Annotated in this window: 15 protein-coding genes; 1 reads left to right on the forward strand and 14 read right to left on the reverse strand. The window is 48.5% G+C overall.

From position 1 onward, the window contains the following. Window positions 1–201: 201 nt before the first annotated feature. The 4 genes from rlmH to MHB43_RS32260 all read right to left on the reverse strand — a co-directional run bounded on the left by rlmH (window position 202) and on the right by MHB43_RS32260 (window position 3859). Complete coding sequence (gene rlmH / locus MHB43_RS32245; protein ID WP_076252167.1) at window positions 202–681, reverse strand: 23S rRNA (pseudouridine(1915)-N(3))-methyltransferase RlmH; 480 nt, start codon at window positions 679–681, stop codon at window positions 202–204. 674 nt (window positions 682–1355) lie between these two features. Next, the gene (locus tag MHB43_RS32250) at window positions 1356–1523 is read right to left on the reverse strand and encodes a CxxH/CxxC protein (protein WP_017691462.1); all 168 of its coding nucleotides are present in this window, start codon (window positions 1521–1523) and stop codon (window positions 1356–1358) included. Window positions 1524–1759: 236 nt separating this feature from the next. Beyond that, a complete protein-coding gene (locus MHB43_RS32255; RefSeq protein WP_339180871.1) occupies window positions 1760–2284 on the reverse strand; it encodes a hypothetical protein in 525 nt (174 codons plus the stop codon). Between the two features lie 297 nt (window positions 2285–2581). Beyond that, the gene (locus MHB43_RS32260; RefSeq protein ID WP_036611896.1) at window positions 2582–3859 is read right to left on the reverse strand and encodes a S1C family serine protease; all 1278 of its coding nucleotides are present in this window, start codon (window positions 3857–3859) and stop codon (window positions 2582–2584) included. 716 nt (window positions 3860–4575) lie between these two features. On the opposite strand from MHB43_RS32260, the gene MHB43_RS32265 reads away from it, so the two are divergent. Beyond that, window positions 4576–4788 carry a hypothetical protein gene (locus MHB43_RS32265; RefSeq protein WP_036611899.1) on the forward strand — a complete coding sequence of 71 codons (213 nt, stop codon included), beginning with the start codon at window positions 4576–4578 and terminating at the stop codon, window positions 4786–4788. On the opposite strand, the gene MHB43_RS32270 is transcribed toward MHB43_RS32265, so the two are convergent. The 10 genes from MHB43_RS32270 to dnaB form a co-directional block, all read right to left on the reverse strand. After that, window positions 4757–5563, reverse strand: coding sequence for an MBL fold metallo-hydrolase (locus MHB43_RS32270; RefSeq protein ID WP_036671861.1), 807 nt, complete (start codon window positions 5561–5563; stop codon window positions 4757–4759). The genes MHB43_RS32265 and MHB43_RS32270 overlap by 32 nt on opposite strands. A 6-nt stretch (window positions 5564–5569) precedes the next feature. Further along, window positions 5570–6313, reverse strand: coding sequence for a two-component system regulatory protein YycI (gene yycI, locus MHB43_RS32275; protein ID WP_036612041.1), 744 nt, complete (start codon window positions 6311–6313; stop codon window positions 5570–5572). 235 nt (window positions 6314–6548) lie between these two features. Further along, the gene (locus MHB43_RS32280) at window positions 6549–7829 is read right to left on the reverse strand and encodes a two-component system activity regulator YycH (protein ID WP_339180876.1); all 1281 of its coding nucleotides are present in this window, start codon (window positions 7827–7829) and stop codon (window positions 6549–6551) included. Further along, complete coding sequence (walK, locus tag MHB43_RS32285; protein WP_339180879.1) at window positions 7813–9663, reverse strand: cell wall metabolism sensor histidine kinase WalK; 1851 nt, start codon at window positions 9661–9663, stop codon at window positions 7813–7815. Before walK ends, MHB43_RS32280 begins: the two co-directional genes overlap by 17 nt. Next, window positions 9663–10385 (reverse strand): response regulator YycF, encoded by a 723-nt coding sequence (yycF, locus tag MHB43_RS32290; protein ID WP_405131068.1) that lies wholly within the window; start codon window positions 10383–10385, stop codon window positions 9663–9665. Before yycF ends, walK begins: the two co-directional genes overlap by 1 nt. 476 nt (window positions 10386–10861) lie before the next feature. Next, window positions 10862–12394: a peptidoglycan DD-metalloendopeptidase family protein gene (locus tag MHB43_RS32295; protein ID WP_339180882.1), complete on the reverse strand. Its 1533-nt coding sequence runs from the start codon at window positions 12392–12394 to the stop codon at window positions 10862–10864. Between the two features lie 470 nt (window positions 12395–12864). Further along, window positions 12865–13689: a class I SAM-dependent methyltransferase gene (locus tag MHB43_RS32300; RefSeq protein WP_339180884.1), complete on the reverse strand. Its 825-nt coding sequence runs from the start codon at window positions 13687–13689 to the stop codon at window positions 12865–12867. A 285-nt stretch (window positions 13690–13974) separates the two neighbouring features. Further along, window positions 13975–14742, reverse strand: coding sequence for a hypothetical protein (locus MHB43_RS32305; protein ID WP_339180885.1), 768 nt, complete (start codon window positions 14740–14742; stop codon window positions 13975–13977). Window positions 14743–14964: 222 nt separating this feature from the next. Continuing rightward, window positions 14965–16251 carry an adenylosuccinate synthase gene (locus tag MHB43_RS32310; protein ID WP_036671866.1) on the reverse strand — a complete coding sequence of 429 codons (1287 nt, stop codon included), beginning with the start codon at window positions 16249–16251 and terminating at the stop codon, window positions 14965–14967. A 445-nt stretch (window positions 16252–16696) separates the two neighbouring features. Further along, window positions 16697–18058, reverse strand: a complete 1362-nt coding sequence (gene dnaB / locus MHB43_RS32315; protein ID WP_036611922.1) for a replicative DNA helicase — start codon at window positions 18056–18058, stop codon at window positions 16697–16699.

Genomic DNA, 18058 nt, shown 5'->3' on the forward strand with positions numbered 1-18058 from the left:
AATAAAATTCAACAAAGTTAGAAAGTCCTACTGATTTCCGCTCTCTCTAAATTGACGTCTACCATGACACCATCTCTCCTCTACTATTTGCAATTATAGTATCGCTCTAATAATTCTTATCGTTTGATATCACCTAAGCAATGGCATTTCCTCAGGGTGACCTTCCTTACCCTATAAGCGACTAAGACAAAATATTTCGCTCTACTTGTGATACGGTTCATTCCGATTTATCTTCACCGCGCGATAAATCTGCTCCACCAACACCAGCCGCATAAGCTGATGCGGCAGGGTCATGCGCCCGAAGCTCAAGCGCTGCTTCGCGCGGCGCAACACCTCATCGGAGAGCCCATGGCTTCCTCCGATGACAAACACGACATGGCTCGTCCCATACGTGCCGAGCTTGTCGATCTCCAATGCCAGCTCCTCAGAACTCCAGAGCTGGCCGTCCAGTGCGAGCGCGACCACGTGCGCCTCGCTCTTCACATGCGCGAGGATGCGTTCGCCCTCGCGCTCTTTTACCGCCCGAACCTCAGCTTCGCTCAGGGTATCGGGCGCCTTTTCGTCTGCCACCTCGATCATCTGAAACTTGATGTACGGGGCGAGCCGCTTGGCATATTCCTGAATGCCCAGCGTCAGATATTTTTCCTTCAATTTGCCTACGCCAATAATCTGAATAAACATAACAACCCATTCCTCCTAAATTGTCTTGCGAGATATTCTATAAGTAAGATGCTTCATCGCATCGTTCGTTCCAACTGTATTATACCTATACTACACACTTCTCCAAATTCTAACGAACCCCACACACCTTAATCAGCCCTATTTCGACTCTTTTAAAATCTAACGAATCTGAAACACGCTATTCGGCACCCACCGAGCGCTTCCCACCTCTTTCGAAGTCTCTTCAGTAATATAACGTGTCTACGATTCGTTAGATTTCAACCAGGCGGTATTTGCCCAAATTCGTTAGAGCTACTCGGTCAAGCCAAGCCACGCCACGCCTCCGTATCTACCCACATCGCTGTCACATAACTTCACTTTCCCCGTACCCGGGTGGCATCCATTTCTATTAACTACTTACTTTGTACTTTCGATACGACCTGGTTCACTTCCAACTCAGAACTCAGCACCTACCTACCTTAATCTTCTCCTACTATCCTCTACTCCAACGCCAGCCCCTAAAGCCTCGCCCAGCTCCACACAGCCTACTAACCACACCAATTCCCCCCACAAACACAAAAAGAGCGCTCATCACGCTCTCCTTGGCTTCTTGCTGTGATGTTCATACCGGATGGAAAGTCAGCCCGAAGCGCCACCTTAAGTCACGCCTCCAGCCGTCTAAGTCCTACAGTACGCTAAACGACGAGGAATTCCGCGTGCTGTTCGCACTCGGCACATTTCGCAGGCGGGTCCCAGTCGGCAAATTCCGTCTCCTTCAGATCAACGATATCTGGAGCGTCCTCATACTCATCGACAAACATGTCGATGGCAATGTCCACGTGTTCTTTGCATACAACGTACATCCGTTAAGCATCCTTTCTGTAACCAGCTATGTTCCCGATTCACAACCGCGTATCCCATTACAGGATAGCCACTTCTCAGTTCTATCACACCTGCCACCGAAAAGAAACCCCCAGCCCTAATTTATCGTGCCCAACCTCCACCAAACCTCTCCTTGCAGCAAAAATAAACAAAAAAAAACATCCCTTCCGGATACCTCCACGGTACCACGAAAAGAATGCTCCTTAATCCACGCTTTTCACTTCAATCCTGACTGCGCCTTCGTCAACAGCTTCCCGCCTTGAAAAGCAATAACCGCATTGGCACCATTGCCGGCTGTGCCTTTATAGTTGTACACCACCATATTCTCCGCTTCACTCAGCGCTTCACCTTCGCCGCCAAGGATCTCGATGACATCTCCCACCGACATGCCAACCTCAAGCTTCTCATACTGGGCAAAGGTAATCAGCACCCCATCGCCTTTCCCCGCCGATCCGTTGTTTCCCGATGTTACAGGCGTTTGGCCACCAGCCTCACCTACCGCAATCACATTTGTACTCAACTCATTCAACTTGGTCTCAAGTGCTGCGATCTTTTGCTCCTGCTCAACGCTCTTGGCTCCCTGATCCAATAGTTTCTTCTCAAGCCCTGCAATCTTCTCTTGCAGAGCACTTGTATCTACAGATGCTCCTGTCGTAGCTACCTCAGATCCACAGGCCGACAGCACAAACAGCGACAGCGCCAAGCTCGTTCCCCCAAGCATCTTTTTCTTCAAATGTTTCATCAAAAATACCCCTTCCATTCTGAAATAAAATCAGATCGACAAACAGATGTTTGCATCAGCGACCGTCTCCAACATATTGACAACAGTTTACCACAGCCCTAGTCTTATGTATCTGCTTCTTTGGCTCCGGGTCTAACTGATCATGAGAATATAAAAATGGTTGATCTACTCATTTACTGTCGAACGAGCACATCCACCCATAATAACTAAAAAAGAGTGGTCAGTTGATCTGATCACTCTTCTAGCATTCCCTATTTCAATCCACGCAACAGTATGGGCTCGCTCGTTGATCTTCCCTTACTCCGGTTTATCCGTCAGCTTCACTGATACTTTCTCCGCTTTGCCATCCCGGTAGAAGGTCACTTCAATGGTATCTCCAATCTTCTTCTCATCGTACAGATACTTCCGTAGATCCAGCGTGGAGGTGATTTTTTGCCCGTCAAATTCCGTAATGACATCATTCAGCTTCATACCTGCTTCGGATGCCGGACCGGATGCTTCCAGCACAACCACACCGCTATCCACATGAGATGGCAGCTTCAGATCCTTACGTTGCTCGTCATCCAATGGTGCATAAGGGTTGCTCAGATCAACCGTGTACACGCCCAGGTATGGACGAGATACTTTGCCGTTCAGTAGCAGGGAATCTACCGTTTTCATCACTTCGTTCATCGGAATCGCGAAGCCGAGACCTTCAACGCCCGTATCCGAGATCTTCATCGTGTTGATGCCGACCACTTTGCCGTTCAGATCGACCAAAGCACCGCCGCTATTACCTTCATTAATCGCCGCATCCGTCTGGATCACGTTTTGCTCCCAGTCGTACACTCCGTCCTGATTAATCGATACCGGTAGAATACGATCCGTGTAACTGACAATACCGGATGTCAGGGTACCGCCCAGACCGAGCGGGTTCCCGATCGCCAGCACCGTTTGACCGCGCTGAAGTTTGCTGGAATCGCCAATCTCCGCGACTGCTCCCAGCCCTTTATCTTCTGCGGATAGTACAGCAATGTCACTTACACGGTCTTTACCGACCAGCTTTGCCTTATGTGTCTCCCCATCTACGGTCACAATCTCCAGATCACTCGCACCCTCCACAACGTGGTGGTTGGTCATAATATAAGCCTTGCCATCTTCCTTCTTGAAAATGACCCCTGAGCCCAGCGCCGAATCTTCCATCGATAGACTGCTACCCGTTTTATGGTTCACAATGCTCACCACGGAAGGACGAACATGGGCTGCTGCTTGGATAATCCGGTCGTATGGATCAGCTGCCTGCGCTGTCTGTGCACCGCCTCCACCACCATTACCTGTAGCATTAGCCAGCGGTAACGAAGCAGGCTGTGTGATGAAGCTAAACAGCATGACGGTCACGATGGAGCTGATCACCGAGCTAATCACAGCTACCTTCACTGTGGAACTGATTCCCGTTCGCGATCTGCGCGGATTGCTCCAGCGGTCACGTCCACGTGCTCTGCCTCCAGGGCGGATGATCTGAAGTTTGCCTTTCTGTTCAGGTTCGGCGCGTCTTGATACTTTGGTTGAATAAAAATCGTCTCCAAACAATCCCATCGTGATCCTCTCCCCTTCGTTGTCACGCATCAAGACCCTGACTGCCGCCTAAGTTGTCGCATGGATCAACGATGGAGTTCTCACATACACCACTCCGCCAACAGACGAACCTTCCGATCGCTGTTACTCACAAATTTTTTTGATCCCCTCTTCCAAGGTGAAAATTTGTTCCTAAAGGCGAACACTCTGTTTCTTCAGGTTTCTTCTGTCGTCTTCGTTACGTGAAGACCCCAACGGTTTCCCATGCTTTTTTGCAATTTTATAAAATGGTCTTGCATATCGCCGCATCCCGGCATCAAATCAAGATACAGCGTCTATGTACAACAGAACGGACACGCCATTCTGTCAGTGACTCTATCAATCATGCTCTCGCATTCTATGACATGCCATTTCACACGCAAAACAGCCAAAATCACAATGCTCCTCATATACTAAACACGTCAAATCACAAAAAGTTGCATATTTACGAAAATTAAAGCAAATTTCCGCTATAACGCGCTTAACAATAAAGGTCCATAGTATCTATCACCACAAAATCCGGTCCGCTAAGCGCCATTTTGGCAAATTTGAAGAACTTTTTCACCCCTGCATAGTCACAGGTTCAGCATACACGTCTCATCACACAAATGTTAGCGGCAAAAAGAGGAATGTTTTCCACCAAGCCTGACTACAATAATAGTAAAAGACAATTCGAAGCTTCATAGAGGAGGATATATATGGATCGCACACGTACACTCACAGCCATGGATGAAGTTCATATGGCGGCCAAGCTGGCCGATCTCAAGGAAGAACACTATCGCAATACCCTTGCACTCAGTACCATCATTGAACTGCTTATTGATAAAGGCATTCTGACCCGCGAGGAAGTCGAGCGCAAAGCCGCTGAACTCGACAGCTTTATGGCTCACCCACCCTATCCCATGGCGTAGGACGGTCGTAATACGTATCACAGAGTTTGAACTCATGATCCCGATAAAAGCATCCACGGCTCTCCATTGCGTCGCGCACCGACATTTTCGCCAAGTCCATCATATTATGATCTCGGCTAAGATGTGCCAGATACGTGCGCTTGATGCGTCCGTTCATCAGTTCACTAAGCGCTGCACCTGCTGCTTCGTTCGACAAATGCCCAATGTCGCTCAAAATCCGGCGCTTGGTGTTCCATGGATAACGCCCCATACGCAGCAATTCGACATCATGATTCGCCTCCAGCACCAGCACGTCAGAATCAGAGATGGCATCGCGAACCTTGTCGCTCATGTACCCAAGATCGGTTGCAACAGACAGCTTCTCCGTACCATCATCGAATGTGTAGCCTACCGGCTCCGCTGCATCATGCGAGATCCCGAAGGATTCCACGCGCAGTGACCCAAAATCATGTTTCTCACCTGTCTCAAATACCCTCCGGTTTTCCTCTGGAATCGCCCCAACCGACTTCTCCAGTGCCGCCCACGTATTCAGATTCGCGTAGATTGGTAAATTATATTTCCGAGACATCGCGCCTAGTCCTTTAATGTGATCGGAATGTTCATGTGTAACCAGAATTCCGTCCAATTCTGCCCCAGAAATCTCCCTTTCCTGAAACAGTGCATCCAATCGCTTCGCACTAAGACCCGCGTCAATCATGAGAGAGGTACCCCCATGCTGTATGACTGTGGCATTACCTGTCGAACCGCTGGATAACACGGTAAAATATATCCCCATAACGCATTACTCCCCTGGTTTGTCTGTCTTGGGACTGAATACATCCCCACTGATGCCCTGCACGTACAACACTTCGCCACTTTCCAGCACGAACCGCCATGCCGGCATCGCTACCTGTATATCTGAATTGAACAACTGGCCGTAATAGCCCAGCTGAATATCTTTGACAATTGCATCATTTGGCAAAAAGTTCTCGATCAGCGTTCCCAGCGCCTTCGACGCCGGAAGTACCTGCTGATCGCTCTCCTCTGCGGTTGTAATCCGCACTGGAGTTTGACGGTAACCCGTTATTTTCTGGTCGCTGTAGAATAGCTCCAGACTCACATTGAAGAGCGGCCATTTGCCATCCACCAGTGGGTGAAGCACAAAAGCCCCATCCTCGGCCATCAGCTGATCCAGCCGGTATGTCCCAATCTGTGGAATCTCACGCTCTAATGCATCTTCCAGCTCACTCTGCGAGAAGATCAGCTTGCTATCTACAGGCTGTTCCAGTTCCATATCCACACCAGCCTTGTCCTCTTCAATGAACTCATAGGACAACTTTGGCAGCTTCGGCGTTTCATTTGGAATCGGAGCCAGCACCTGAATGCCCTTCTCTTCCATCGCCTGCTGTGTATTATCTGCCAGTGAGGTGAAGTCCAGATTGGCTCCGGCTGTCTCCCGCGCATCCATCCAGATCTGGTATCCCAGCACCAGATTGAGCAGCAGAAAGGCATAGATCAACACATTTTTCGCCCGTCCCCAATCCAAAACATTCACCTCCGTCCATTTGATAAAAGCAACTAATATCACACTGGCCCACTCCGCGGTCAGAACAACCTTCCGATCGCTGTTATCCCCAGATTTCTTGATTCCCTTTTCCTAAGGGAGAAATCCGGCGATAAAGGCGAACGCTTCGCTTCTCCAGCTTTTTTCTGCCCTCTCCGTTATCGTGTGACCTTACACCTCGCTCGGATATCGAATGACTCCATTACCCTACAACCCATCAAGAAACGGTGGTTTCCTCCCCGTTTCCAAAGCGGATCACCCATACCGGGATCAGCTTGAGTCCGTCCTCAATCGAAGAAGGACGATATGCCGGGTACACGTCCACGACCTGGCGATTCTCACCTGCGACCTTTTTAATAAGAGCCTTCAGCTTTTCTCCACCAGGCAACTTCACCGATTTCTTCGTCTCTGCACCTTCGTTCAGGTATTCCAGCGATCGTTCATAACTAGATACCGTCTCCTGCTGCATCTCCATGCTGATCGTGCCAAAGCGGAACTGCATGGAATCCATAATCGGATAGCTGCCATAATACTGCTGGAATTCAAGCTGTGTCTTGCTATCGGCGGTCTCCAGCATCATGCGTGACCGGCCTTTCCAGCCACCATGCTGATTCACAAAATCAACCGCAGACAGCGCATCCTTCGCAGGATCAATCTGTCCCGCAGGCGGTGCCGCCGGATCGGTGTAACTGATCCAGCGTTGTTCCTGCTTAACTTGCAGACTACGTTTACTGTCCGTGTAGATTTCCGATCCATCTTTTTCCCGTATGTTCCGGGTCATACTTGGATCGAAGAAAAGACTACGCTGCATCTGCTCAACCGTGAACTGACCTGTTGGTACATCCGCCTCAATCGTCTCCAGAGCTTCCGCCGGGATATAATACCCGCCATCCATCAAGGTATATGGCGTCCAGTTCGTACCAAAATCAACATGCTGCTGCACGTCTTGCACTGTCAGGTCTGCCTGCGTTGCTTCGTATACCACGTCTCCCTTGGCGCTGAAGAACAGCGCATGGGCCTTCGTTTCATTTTTGGACGTATAGATAGAAATTCGGTTAATGGTCTCCCCTTGGAACAAGGAATCCGTCCCAAGCCTCATCACCCGCTGTAACAATGCTACGGGAATACCTTCTTTGAACGATAGCTCAAACCCAGGGTTCTCCTTGCGAATCTGATCCCAGTTCACCGATTGCACACTGCGGCGCTGAAAATCATCGAACGCACGCCCCTGTAACCTTGAATAGATCAACTGATAGAACGTATTGCCAGGGTAAAACACCGTATGTTTATCCTCACCCAGATGAATAACCATCTGATCGGGGAAGATCAATTCTTCAATATTACGTTCCTGACCCATATTTTCCGTCTTCACATAGTTCGTCTCTGACGTCACAATGGAATCTCCGCCTCCGGGCAAACGGTAGATCAGAAAATAACTCTGAACCAGACTGGCCACAACAAGGGCAGCAAGCACCAAGGATTTAATCCGTTCCTTCACGGTGCTCACCCCCTTTCTCACGCATCGGCAGTGTGAACGTTACTGTCGTTCCCACATCTACTTCAGACTCCAAAGAGATGCTTCCATCATGTGCTTTCACAATTTCCCGGGCAATGGACAGTCCTAGCCCTGTGCCTCCCATACTGCGAGAACGAGCCTTGTCCACCCGATAAAACCGCTCAAAAATGCGATCCAAATCGCGCTGTGGGATACCCATTCCGGTATCCGATACCGAGATGGCAAGTGTGTGTTCATCACTGCGTCTAGCCGCAATCGTAATGGTGCCGCCTTCCAATGTATATTTCAGCGCATTGGACACGACATTATCCAGCACCTGATCAATCTGGTCGCGATCCAGCGGAACAGCCGGAATATCATTCTCTACAGACAGCACAGGCTGAATATCCTTCTGATGCATCTGGAACGAGAATCGATCCGTCACTTCCTCCAGCATTTCCAGGATGTCTGTTGGCTGTTTACGTAGCAAAGCCTCTTTGGAATCAAGCCGCGATAGATGCAGCAGATCCGTAACCAGTCGTATCATTCGCTCTGTCTCGTTCTGAATAACACCAACGAAACGACCGGCAAGCTGCGGATCTTCCAGTGCACCGTCATCCAGTGCTTCCGCGTAACTCTTGATCGTAGTCAGTGGTGTACGCAGTTCATGGGAAACATTGGCTACGAATTCACGACGGGATGCCTCAAGCTCTTCCTGCTCGGTAACATCCTGAAGTACGGCAATCGTTCCCGTGATCCCCCGTTCACGCCGATGAACCGGTGTGAACGTCATCCGAATGACCACAGGTTCTTCTTGTCCTGCGGGTGCAATCTGCAGCAAAGTTGAACCTGTGAAACCACTCGCAAGGGCTTCCGCATCCTCCGGATCAATGCCGAGTAATATAGCGAAGTGTCTTCCTTCAATATCCGCAGGATGCATACCCAGAATGCTGCTGGCACGACGGTTTACGAGAATGACTTTACCGTACTCATCCGTAGCCACCACACCATCACTCATATTGGTCAGAATGGAGGTTAACTTCTCCTTCTCCTCTTCATTCTGGGAGAGTGCATCCCGAAGCCTACTGGTCATATAGTTAAAAGCCCGACTGAGCTGACCAATCTCATCCGTGCCAAATACAGGTGTCTGCTGATCGAAGTTACCTTCTGCGACCGCTGTCGCTCTCCGCGTCACTTCCTTAATCGGCTGCGTTATCGTATGGGACAAAATCACGCCAAGCACCGCCGTTAACACCAAGGCAATCAGAATGCCGGAGATAAAGATTTTGTTGATTCCCTCCATCGTGGAATACAGCTCGTTCATGGATGCCGCGATGTAGACCGCGCCAATGATCTTGCCGCCGGACAGCACCGGCTTGGCGACGACCTTTTTGCGAACATTATCCTCGTCCACGATATATTCCTCATTGTCCCGAATGCCTTGCAGCGCACGGCTGACGACGGTCTGGGTGTTTTTGCGACCCACATAATCCGAATGTGAACTTAGCGAGGTGGTGAGTACCTTGCCGCTGGCATCGAGCACCTGAATCTCGGCACCGTTAATGTTGAACAGGTTGTTCACCAGCACACGTAGATTTTCCGTTTTGTCCTCGCCCGCCTCTGCTTCTCCACCCGCCATTGTCTCGCCCACGAGAACCGACAGCATTTCTGCACGTGCCTGCAAGTCTTCCGTAAAGTTGCTCGTTAGTGAGTTCTTCATCGCGCTCACAAAATAAACGCCGATCAATTGCATCGCAATCAGAATCAGCAGTACATAGATAATGATCAATTTCGCCTGAATCGTTCGGAAGAACGAGAATCGCGCGAATCGGCCCATTATATCCCCACGCTTTTGGCACTGCGCACGAGATAACCGAGCCCGCGGCGTGTCAGAATCGTTTCCGGTTTGCTTGGATTCTCCTCAATCTTCTCACGCAGACGACGAATCGTAACATCCACGGAGCGTACATCGCCGAAATATTCATATCCCCACACCGCTTGCAGCAGATGTTCCCGTGTCATAACCTTGCCGGAATGCTTCGCCATATAATAGAGAAGTTCGTATTCACGGTGGGTCAGATCAAGCGGTTCTCCGCCTTTATAAGCCGTATACATGTCCATATCAAACGCCAGATCAAACAGCCGCATGACCTGCTTCTCTTCGTCTTCGTGCGCTTCTGCCGTAATCGCAAGCTTTTGCCGTCTGCGCATCTGTGCCTTCACCCGTGCAAGCAGCTCACGCGTACTGAATGGCTTCGTCACGTAATCATCCGCACCCAATTCCAGACCAAGCACCTTGTCGATCTCGCCATCCTTGGCGGTAAGCATAATGATCGGCATCTCCAGATGAGCGCGCACCTCACGACAGACATCCATACCGTCCTTGCCCGGGAGCATCAGATCCAGCAGCATCAGATCCGGTTTCTCGGATAACGCCAGTTCAACCGCACGAATGCCATCAAATGCACAGATGACCTCGTACCCCTCTTTTTCCAAATTAAACTTCAGAATGTCCGCGATGGGCTGTTCATCGTCCACCACCAAAATCTTCCCCTGCATCGGCTAAGTTCACCCCTATATCCTGCTTAATCCGCGTTAGCGTTTATATCTCTTTTCTATGTTTAGCTTGTACCAAGCCTGCTTGATTGGTTTCTCTAATATAAGTTGAACTAAAGAATATTTACTCTCATACTACGATGACAGAACAACCTTCCAATCGCTGTTATCCCCAGATTTTTTCGATTCCCTTTTCTCAAGGGAAAATCCGGGGATAGCGTATGCTTCCGATGCAGCTTTCTTTCAGAAAGCTTTTAGGCGAACGCTTCGCTTTTTCAGGTTTTTTCTGTCCTCTCCGTTATCGTAAAAATAATTAGTTCAACTTATATAGCTTGTTGTTTATATTCTCTAGTTTAACATACCTGAAGCACCGTCACATCCCGATCAGGGGCTTGGAAGGTCTTTCATCTGAAAATTTTTTACAGCAGCAAAAAACAAGGCCAGCATTATAGCCAACCTTGCTCTACTTAAGCTCTATATTAGTTCAGATACGTTAACGGATTTTCTACCGTTCCATTCTTAATAATCTCAAAATGCAGATGTGTTCCAGTCGAACGACCCGTGTTGCCCATAACGCCGATACTCTCGCCTTTTTCAACCACTTGTCCAACCTTAACGCCAATGCTGTTCAAATGTCCATACAGTGTTTCGTATCCGTTACGGTGGTTAATAATGATGACATTACCATAGCCGCTTTTCTGTCCTGCAAAAGTAATTACACCCTCATCAGACGCTTTCACATCGCGGTTACCTACCAGATCGACACCTTTGTGCTGGCGACCCCAACGTTGTCCAAAGCTGCTGCTCATCGTTGCATTTGATACCGGCCAAGCAAATTCACCTGAGCCCTCACCAACAACTTTTGTTCCGCTAAGGACTACTTCAGTTACTGCTGTTTTAATCACTTCCTGACCAAGCCACTCTTCCTGAACCACTTCACCATTTTCTTTGGTTATACGGTACTGCATGCTTTTCAAGCCACTTTGTCCTGGGCGCACGACTTTTGTTGTACCTGCTTTCAACGCGTCACTTTTGCGCACTTCCACTTGCGGTTTGATCTCAATCTGTTCAACAACCTGCTCAACCGATTTAACGGTTACCGCCGGTTTCGGAACGGTCAAGGTCAGTTCGTCTCCGATTTGAAGCGACGTTTCCTTGATGCCCGGATTATGCTTACGAATCTCGCTTTGTGTAATTTCATACTTGGCAGCGATCGAAGAGATTGTATCTCCTTCACGAACCACATAAGTTACAGGCGCGTCTTTACCAACGGTTAATGCTTTAACCGCCTCGGACACATCCCATATTTTGTTTGGATCAGCCTTCACCACATCTGTCGCTACATCTTCCTTGATGCCTACCGATTTCAGGGTTGTGCTAGGTCCCTCCTCTTTCTTCGAGGAGTTAGCCGATACCGACTTCGTCTTCAGCGAACTTCGCACAGCCGATGCCGATATGTATTTGCTCTGCACTTGTTCCAGGATTGCATCCGCTGTTGCCTGATCCTTCACGATACCAATGACTTCACCGTCTACCTTGAGCTCCACACCTTTGGCGTAGGCTGTCAGCATGTCACCCAGTTTGTCCAGCGTCTCGTCACTGTTCACTTCAGGTTTGTACGCTCTTACCGTTTCGGTTGTGATGCCATCCGTGTTCAGCACCATCTCTGCATCCGGATATTTATGTTGATATTCCTCAGTTTTGTCTGTAAATAGTTGTTGTAATTGTGCCTCATCTGCAATGGTACCAATCTCGCTACCTTTAACCATTACTTTATAGTACGGTACGGTGTTTGCAGTAACATATTGTTTGCCTGCGAACCCAAGCGATACTGCGATGAATACACCACATGCTGCTGTAATGATCCATTTGCGCGAGGCCAGAACGCGCTTCTTATTCACACTGAAGGTGGACATGCTCATGTTGTTTTTGTCTTCGGCCGTCCGGTGTTCCCCGGATTGTTCGTGTACCCGGTCTTTGCCCGGTTGGCGTATGCCTCTGAAACCTTTCATGATTCTCTCCTTTTCAGCACTTCTCAGTTCGCATTTCTGTCAAGACATCACCCATCGTGTCTGTCCCATGCTCGTTGATACTTGTATTGGTTGTCCGCAAAATCGGACTTTAGCTGCGCTCTCAAAAGTGTCAAAATTTTAACCTTTTATCACACCCGTATACTTTAACACAGGTTTTACACTCATTTCAACTCTACACGTCACACCGCAAAGCCACGCCCCGCTTGGTTTCCCTTAATTACCCATAAGATAGTATGGCTGTTCCATCACCCATTATGCTTCAACATCCGCTGTACTATGTACTTTTGTTCGCAAATTAAGACTAGGTTCTAAGACCCAGTGAAATATGCTTTATTTTTCATAAAAATACAAATAAAATCCCTCACCAGATCAACTCTGATAAGGGATTACGTAAACAACCTGTTTGTGGTTTATCTTAAACTGGATTTCATCTCATGTCACAATAGAAATTAACCTTCATGTCTCGATTCTTTGGCTGCAAGAATTACAAATCGCTTCTGCTGTACTTCCCAGAATCCATTTTGCTCCATCTCCATATGAATATCCATTAACGGCTGACGGAACTGTTTTACCTTGAAATCAGGTACTTGCCACGGGATGGTCTTTAGATAATATACCAGTGCCCCTATATCATAGAAACGCTGCGCGGGAGTTGCTTCCCGTTGCTCCAGAATACGGAATCCACACTGTTCCAGCTGAAGAACAGCACGATCCAGCTCCCATCCAGCGTAATCCGCTGGCATAGGAATGCCGAGCCGATCATTGATCTCCCTGCAATCTGACCAACCTACCTGTTGAGTCAGAAACAGTCCACCTACCGATAGAATCCGCCTAACTTCCTGCTCATCATACGACTCATGCCGATTAAGAATCAGATCAAATTCCCCATCTGCGAAAGGAAGTTGTGAATCATCAGTCACTGGAAGCACCTTCACACCGAGCGGCTGTAAACGTTCCTCTGCAATCGGTATATTGGGGAGATAGCCTTCGGTCGCACATGTGTATGGAGGAAGGGGACAGAGCCTGGACAGCATTTCTCCTCCACCAGTCCCCATGTCGAGCATTCGTTCTGTTTGATTCAATAATCGGCGCGCCATCGTTCCATAGGACCAGGGCAACATTCCACTCTGAAGTCGCTCACTCCCTGTTACATAGCTAAAATCCCAGCCACTAAACGGCTGATCTGCTTCTTGCAGACCTTGCTCGTATCGCTCTTTAGCAGTCTCGGCAAACTTGTTTACTGACGGTTCTGACTTCGAATGATATAAGTTCATGTTCAATAAAACCTCCAATTAGTGAATTCATAAACACAGATACATCGTATCTCTTGAATGCACCCTATGAACGGAGGCCCCCGAATTGAACTAGAGGTTTCTGCAATTTTGCCTAAACGTTTTTATATGTCGTGTTCTTTCCCTTTATATTTCATACACTGTACCCTCCTATAGGCATTTCCAGTATTTATTTAAATAGATTATATTCAATAGTCATCGACAAGTCCAATACAGTATGAATCAGGCGTTACTCGTCTATGAGCACGCCTGTCTTCCCTGCCTATCTTATTCTGTCTGCAGTACTTCCATCAGATTGTCATACTCTTCACTGGTCAGGTACTTCGAGATCACCTGTTCAATCTCACGTAGTTCCTGTTCCGTTAGGCCACCTTCCATGGCACCTGAGATCTGTTGCATTTCTTTCTGCGGCAGCTTGTTCATGAGCAGGCTGAAGATTTTTTCTTTCTCCTCTGCTGGCAGCTTGTCCTTCGCTCCTGTAATGTCATCCGGTGATACAACAATGGCATCATTGCCTGTAGAAGCACCTCCGCTGGCCGCTCCGGTTCCATTACCTGAAGCTGAACCACTACCCTGATCTGTTCCTGAGTCATTACCCGTGCCCGTATTCGTCCCATTGCCTGCACTTGTGCCTGAATTTGATCCTACGGTCGTATCTGTACCTGAACCTTCCCCAGTGCCCTCGTTTGAGCCACTTCCTTGGGACGCATCGCTACCTGTATCTACGCCAGATTGACCGCTCTCCGTCCCATTCCCCATAACTGAAACAGCATCTTCCGGAACCTGCTCTTCGTCCGCTCCTGTCGGCTGATCTGTCGTCCCATTTCCTGATTTGTTCCCTTCACTGGTTTTACCGCCCAAGGCACCTTGGAACATGGTAGTTAACCCCGTGGGTTGACCTTCCCACTGAATATTGAAACTCGCGAGTAGCGACTTCGCATATGACTGTACAATTAATCCGGTCGTGAGCAGTGTCAGTGAACTGATCAGCAACACGGTTAGCACGATTTTGACAAACCACACAAGCAACTTCATTCCGTTCTCTCCCTCCGATTATCCCACCCGTCTAACATGCGCATGTCGGGGTCTGTGACTCTACTGTTAACCAGTATTGACGGAAATCTTGGGATTATATCCGAAAAACATACAAAAAACCTCCAGTCATCGCTATAAAAGCAACAACTGGAGGCTTAACATGCCTAAGTCGGCAGAGGATTCTATTTTATAATTCAAGAAACAATCTCTCTATTTCTTCGATTACTCGTAGATTGGAAGAACTTGATTTGTTTGCTCACGGTTACGACCAACGGAGAAGATGGCAATTGGAATGCCTGTCAGTTCGGAAACACGTTTTACATAATTCTGTGTGTTCACTGGCAGGTCTTCAAGTTTCTTAGCTCCAGTGATATCTTCGCTCCAACCTGGCATCTCTTCGTATACTGCTTCACATTCTGCCAGCATTTTGAGGCTTGCCGGATAGTGTGTGATGACCTCGCCGCGGAATTTGTATCCTGTGCAGATTTTTACAGTTTCCAGACCTGTCATTACGTCCAGAGAGTTCAGGGACAGACCTGTGATTCCACTGACACGACGCGCGTGGCGAACAACAACACTATCGAACCAACCTACACGACGTGGACGTCCAGTTACCGTACCATACTCATGTCCAGTCTCACGGATTTGGTCGCCGATTGCATCATGCAATTCCGTAGGGAATGGGCCATCTCCTACACGCGTTGTGTAAGCTTTCGCTACCCCAATGACTTGCTGAATACGAGCCGGGCCTACGCCAGAACCGATACATACGCCACCTGCGGACGGATTGGATGATGTAACAAATGGATAAGTTCCTTGATCAAGGTCCAACATAACGCCTTGTGCACCTTCAAACAATACTTTTTTGTCCTCATCAATATATTCGTTCAGAACAACGGATGTATCACGTACGTAAGGACGCAGAATTTCAGCATATCCGAGGTAATCTTGCAGAATCTCTTCCACATCAACAGGCTGTCCGCCGTAGACTTGCTCGATGACACGGTTCTTTTCTTTGACCAGATGACGCAGTTTCAGTTCGAAATCTTCAGCATCCAGCAGGTCAACCATCCGAATACCAATACGAGCTGATTTGTCCATGTAACATGGGCCAATTCCTTTGCCAGTCGTACCGATTTTATTCGGACCTTTGCTCTCTTCTTCGAGTGCATCCAACACCATGTGATATGGCAGGATGATATGTGCGCGCTCACTGATGGACAGGTTCTTCGTTGTGAAATCATTGTCATGAATATAGTTAATTTCTTCGATGAGTGCCTTCGGGTTGATAACCATTCCGTTACCAATAACACACGCTTTATCCGTGTAGAAAATCCCTGATGGAATCATCGTCAGTTTATATTTTTTGTTATCAATCAGAATTGTATGACCCGCATTGTTACCACCTTGATAACGAGCCACCACATCAGCGCTCTCCGCCAAATAATCCGTGATTTTACCTTTTCCTTCGTCTCCCCATTGCGTTCCCACTACAACTACCGTTGACATAGTTAACATTCCTCCGTGGGTGCCTTGCGCACCTTTGTATTGGTCTGTCCGTCCTCTATCCCGGCAGGCGTGTTACGCAAAAAACCGACTGAGAAGCGTGCTAACGGACAGTAAAAATGTCCTTCCGTTACATTCAAGGGAAGGTTTGCGCTGCTTTAACGCAGCAGTATTAGTGTACCAGTACCCTTTTTCAAAGTCAAATCAAATGGCGAACAATTAGATATAGTACAACCGTAATGTTCGGGATTTACCCATTATTTCAACACAAAAAACCGGAGACTTCAGTCCAAGCTTGCTTGACTGCTATCACCGGTTCAAGGATACCCATTTCAATGTGAATCTATATCTGGTATTTATAAGACCTGTTTGAGTTCAGTTGCTCTAATAGTTGATCTTCGGGACAAACGATTCTGGCTTCTTGATCGAAGCCGTCAGCACCTGCCCGTTACATCGCGAAGGCGTCATTGTGCGCCCTCTCGTAATTGACGAATTTATTAAAGTTTTTCAGGAAGACCAGTTCTACCGTACCTACCGGACCGTTACGCTGTTTAGCGATAATGATCTCAATAATATTTTTCTTCTCGGTCTCCTGGTTATAGTAGTCATCCCGGTACAGGAACGCTACGATGTCGGCATCTTGCTCGATCGAACCCGATTCCCGCAAGTCACTCATCATCGGACGTTTGTCCTGACGTTGCTCTACACCCCGGCTCAGCTGGGACAAGGCAATAACCGGAACTTCCAGTTCCCGGCCAATCTGTTTCAGTGTACGTGAAATCTCGGATACCTCTTGTTGACGGTTCTCCCCTGCTTTACCACGTCCACTAATCAGTTGAAGATAGTCGATCAGGATCATGCCAAGGCCTTTCTCTTTCTTCAGGCGACGGCATTTGGCACGAATATCCGCTACGGTAATCCCTGGCGTATCATCTATGAAGATGTTGGCTTCTGACAAAGCTGCAATACCCATCGTCAGCTTCTGCCAGTCTTCATCACCCTTGAAGTCACCCATACGCATCACGCTGGCATCCAGGTTGGCTTCCGCACAGATCATACGTTGCACCAGCTGGGCAGCTGACATCTCCAGACTGAAGATAGCTACCGTCTCCTGTGCCCGAATGGCTACGTTCTGAGCGATATTCAGGGCGAAGGCCGTCTTACCTACGGAAGGACGGGCCGCTACAATGATCAAGTCACTGCGCTGGAATCCGGCAGTCATCTTGTCCAGATCGATAAACCCGGACGGAATACCTGTCGTTGTACCCTTATTCTGATGAAGTGTTTCCACACGATCGAATACTTCCATCAGTACATCCTGAATGGCTATAAAACCACTACTGGAGCGACGGTTGGAGATCTCCAGAATGCGACGTTCAGCTTCTCCGAGCATCGCTGCAACATCTTCGCCGCCTGTGTATCCTTCGCTCACGATCTGGGTTGCCGTACGAATCAGGCGACGCAGCATCGATTTCTCTTCGATAATCTGAGCGTAATAGTCTACGTTCGCGGCTGTAGGTACACCATGGGCTAGTTTAGCCAGATAACTAACGCCCCCGATGTCCTCCAGCTCACCTTTATCCTTCAGAAGCGAAGTCAGTGTCACGAGGTCAATTGGTTGATTTCCCTCACCAAGCTGGATCATCGCTTCAAAGATTAATTGATGGGGCTTATCATAGAAATCCTCGGTTTGCACCCGTTCCATCGCTGTAATCAGGGCCTCGCCCTGCAACAGGATTGCACCCAGCACGGCCTGTTCGGCTTCCAGGTTCTGCGGGGGAATCCGGTCGAATAACATTTCTCCGCCCAT

It is taken from the genome of Paenibacillus sp. FSL H8-0317, from assembly GCF_045040685.1.
In the GTDB taxonomy this organism is placed as follows: Bacteria; Bacillota; Bacilli; order Paenibacillales; family Paenibacillaceae; genus Paenibacillus.

Bases quoted from the DNA above. Each gene is read 5' to 3' on its own strand.
- MHB43_RS32255 (WP_339180871.1), bottom strand. From the start codon at position 2,284: ATGAAACATTTGAAGAAAAAGATGCTTGGGGGAACGAGCTTGGCGCTG.
- MHB43_RS32300 (WP_339180884.1), bottom strand. From the start codon at position 13,689: ATGAACTTATATCATTCGAAGTCAGAACCGTCAGTAAACAAGTTTGCC.
- MHB43_RS32270 (WP_036671861.1), bottom strand. From the start codon at position 5,563: ATGGGGATATATTTTACCGTGTTATCCAGCGGTTCGACAGGTAATGCC.
- MHB43_RS32260 (WP_036611896.1), bottom strand. From the start codon at position 3,859: ATGGGATTGTTTGGAGACGATTTTTATTCAACCAAAGTATCAAGACGC.
- dnaB (WP_036611922.1), bottom strand. From the start codon at position 18,058: ATGGGCGGAGAAATGTTATTCGACCGGATTCCCCCGCAGAACCTGGAA.
- MHB43_RS32310 (WP_036671866.1), bottom strand. From the start codon at position 16,251: ATGTCAACGGTAGTTGTAGTGGGAACGCAATGGGGAGACGAAGGAAAA.
- MHB43_RS32250 (WP_017691462.1), bottom strand. From the start codon at position 1,523: ATGTACGTTGTATGCAAAGAACACGTGGACATTGCCATCGACATGTTT.
- MHB43_RS32305 (WP_339180885.1), bottom strand. From the start codon at position 14,742: ATGAAGTTGCTTGTGTGGTTTGTCAAAATCGTGCTAACCGTGTTGCTG.
- MHB43_RS32295 (WP_339180882.1), bottom strand. From the start codon at position 12,394: ATGAAAGGTTTCAGAGGCATACGCCAACCGGGCAAAGACCGGGTACAC.
- yycF (WP_405131068.1), bottom strand. From the start codon at position 10,385: ATGCAGGGGAAGATTTTGGTGGTGGACGATGAACAGCCCATCGCGGAC.
- walK (WP_339180879.1), bottom strand. From the start codon at position 9,663: ATGGGCCGATTCGCGCGATTCTCGTTCTTCCGAACGATTCAGGCGAAA.
- rlmH (WP_076252167.1), bottom strand. From the start codon at position 681: ATGTTTATTCAGATTATTGGCGTAGGCAAATTGAAGGAAAAATATCTG.
- MHB43_RS32265 (WP_036611899.1), top strand. From the start codon at position 4,576: ATGGATCGCACACGTACACTCACAGCCATGGATGAAGTTCATATGGCG.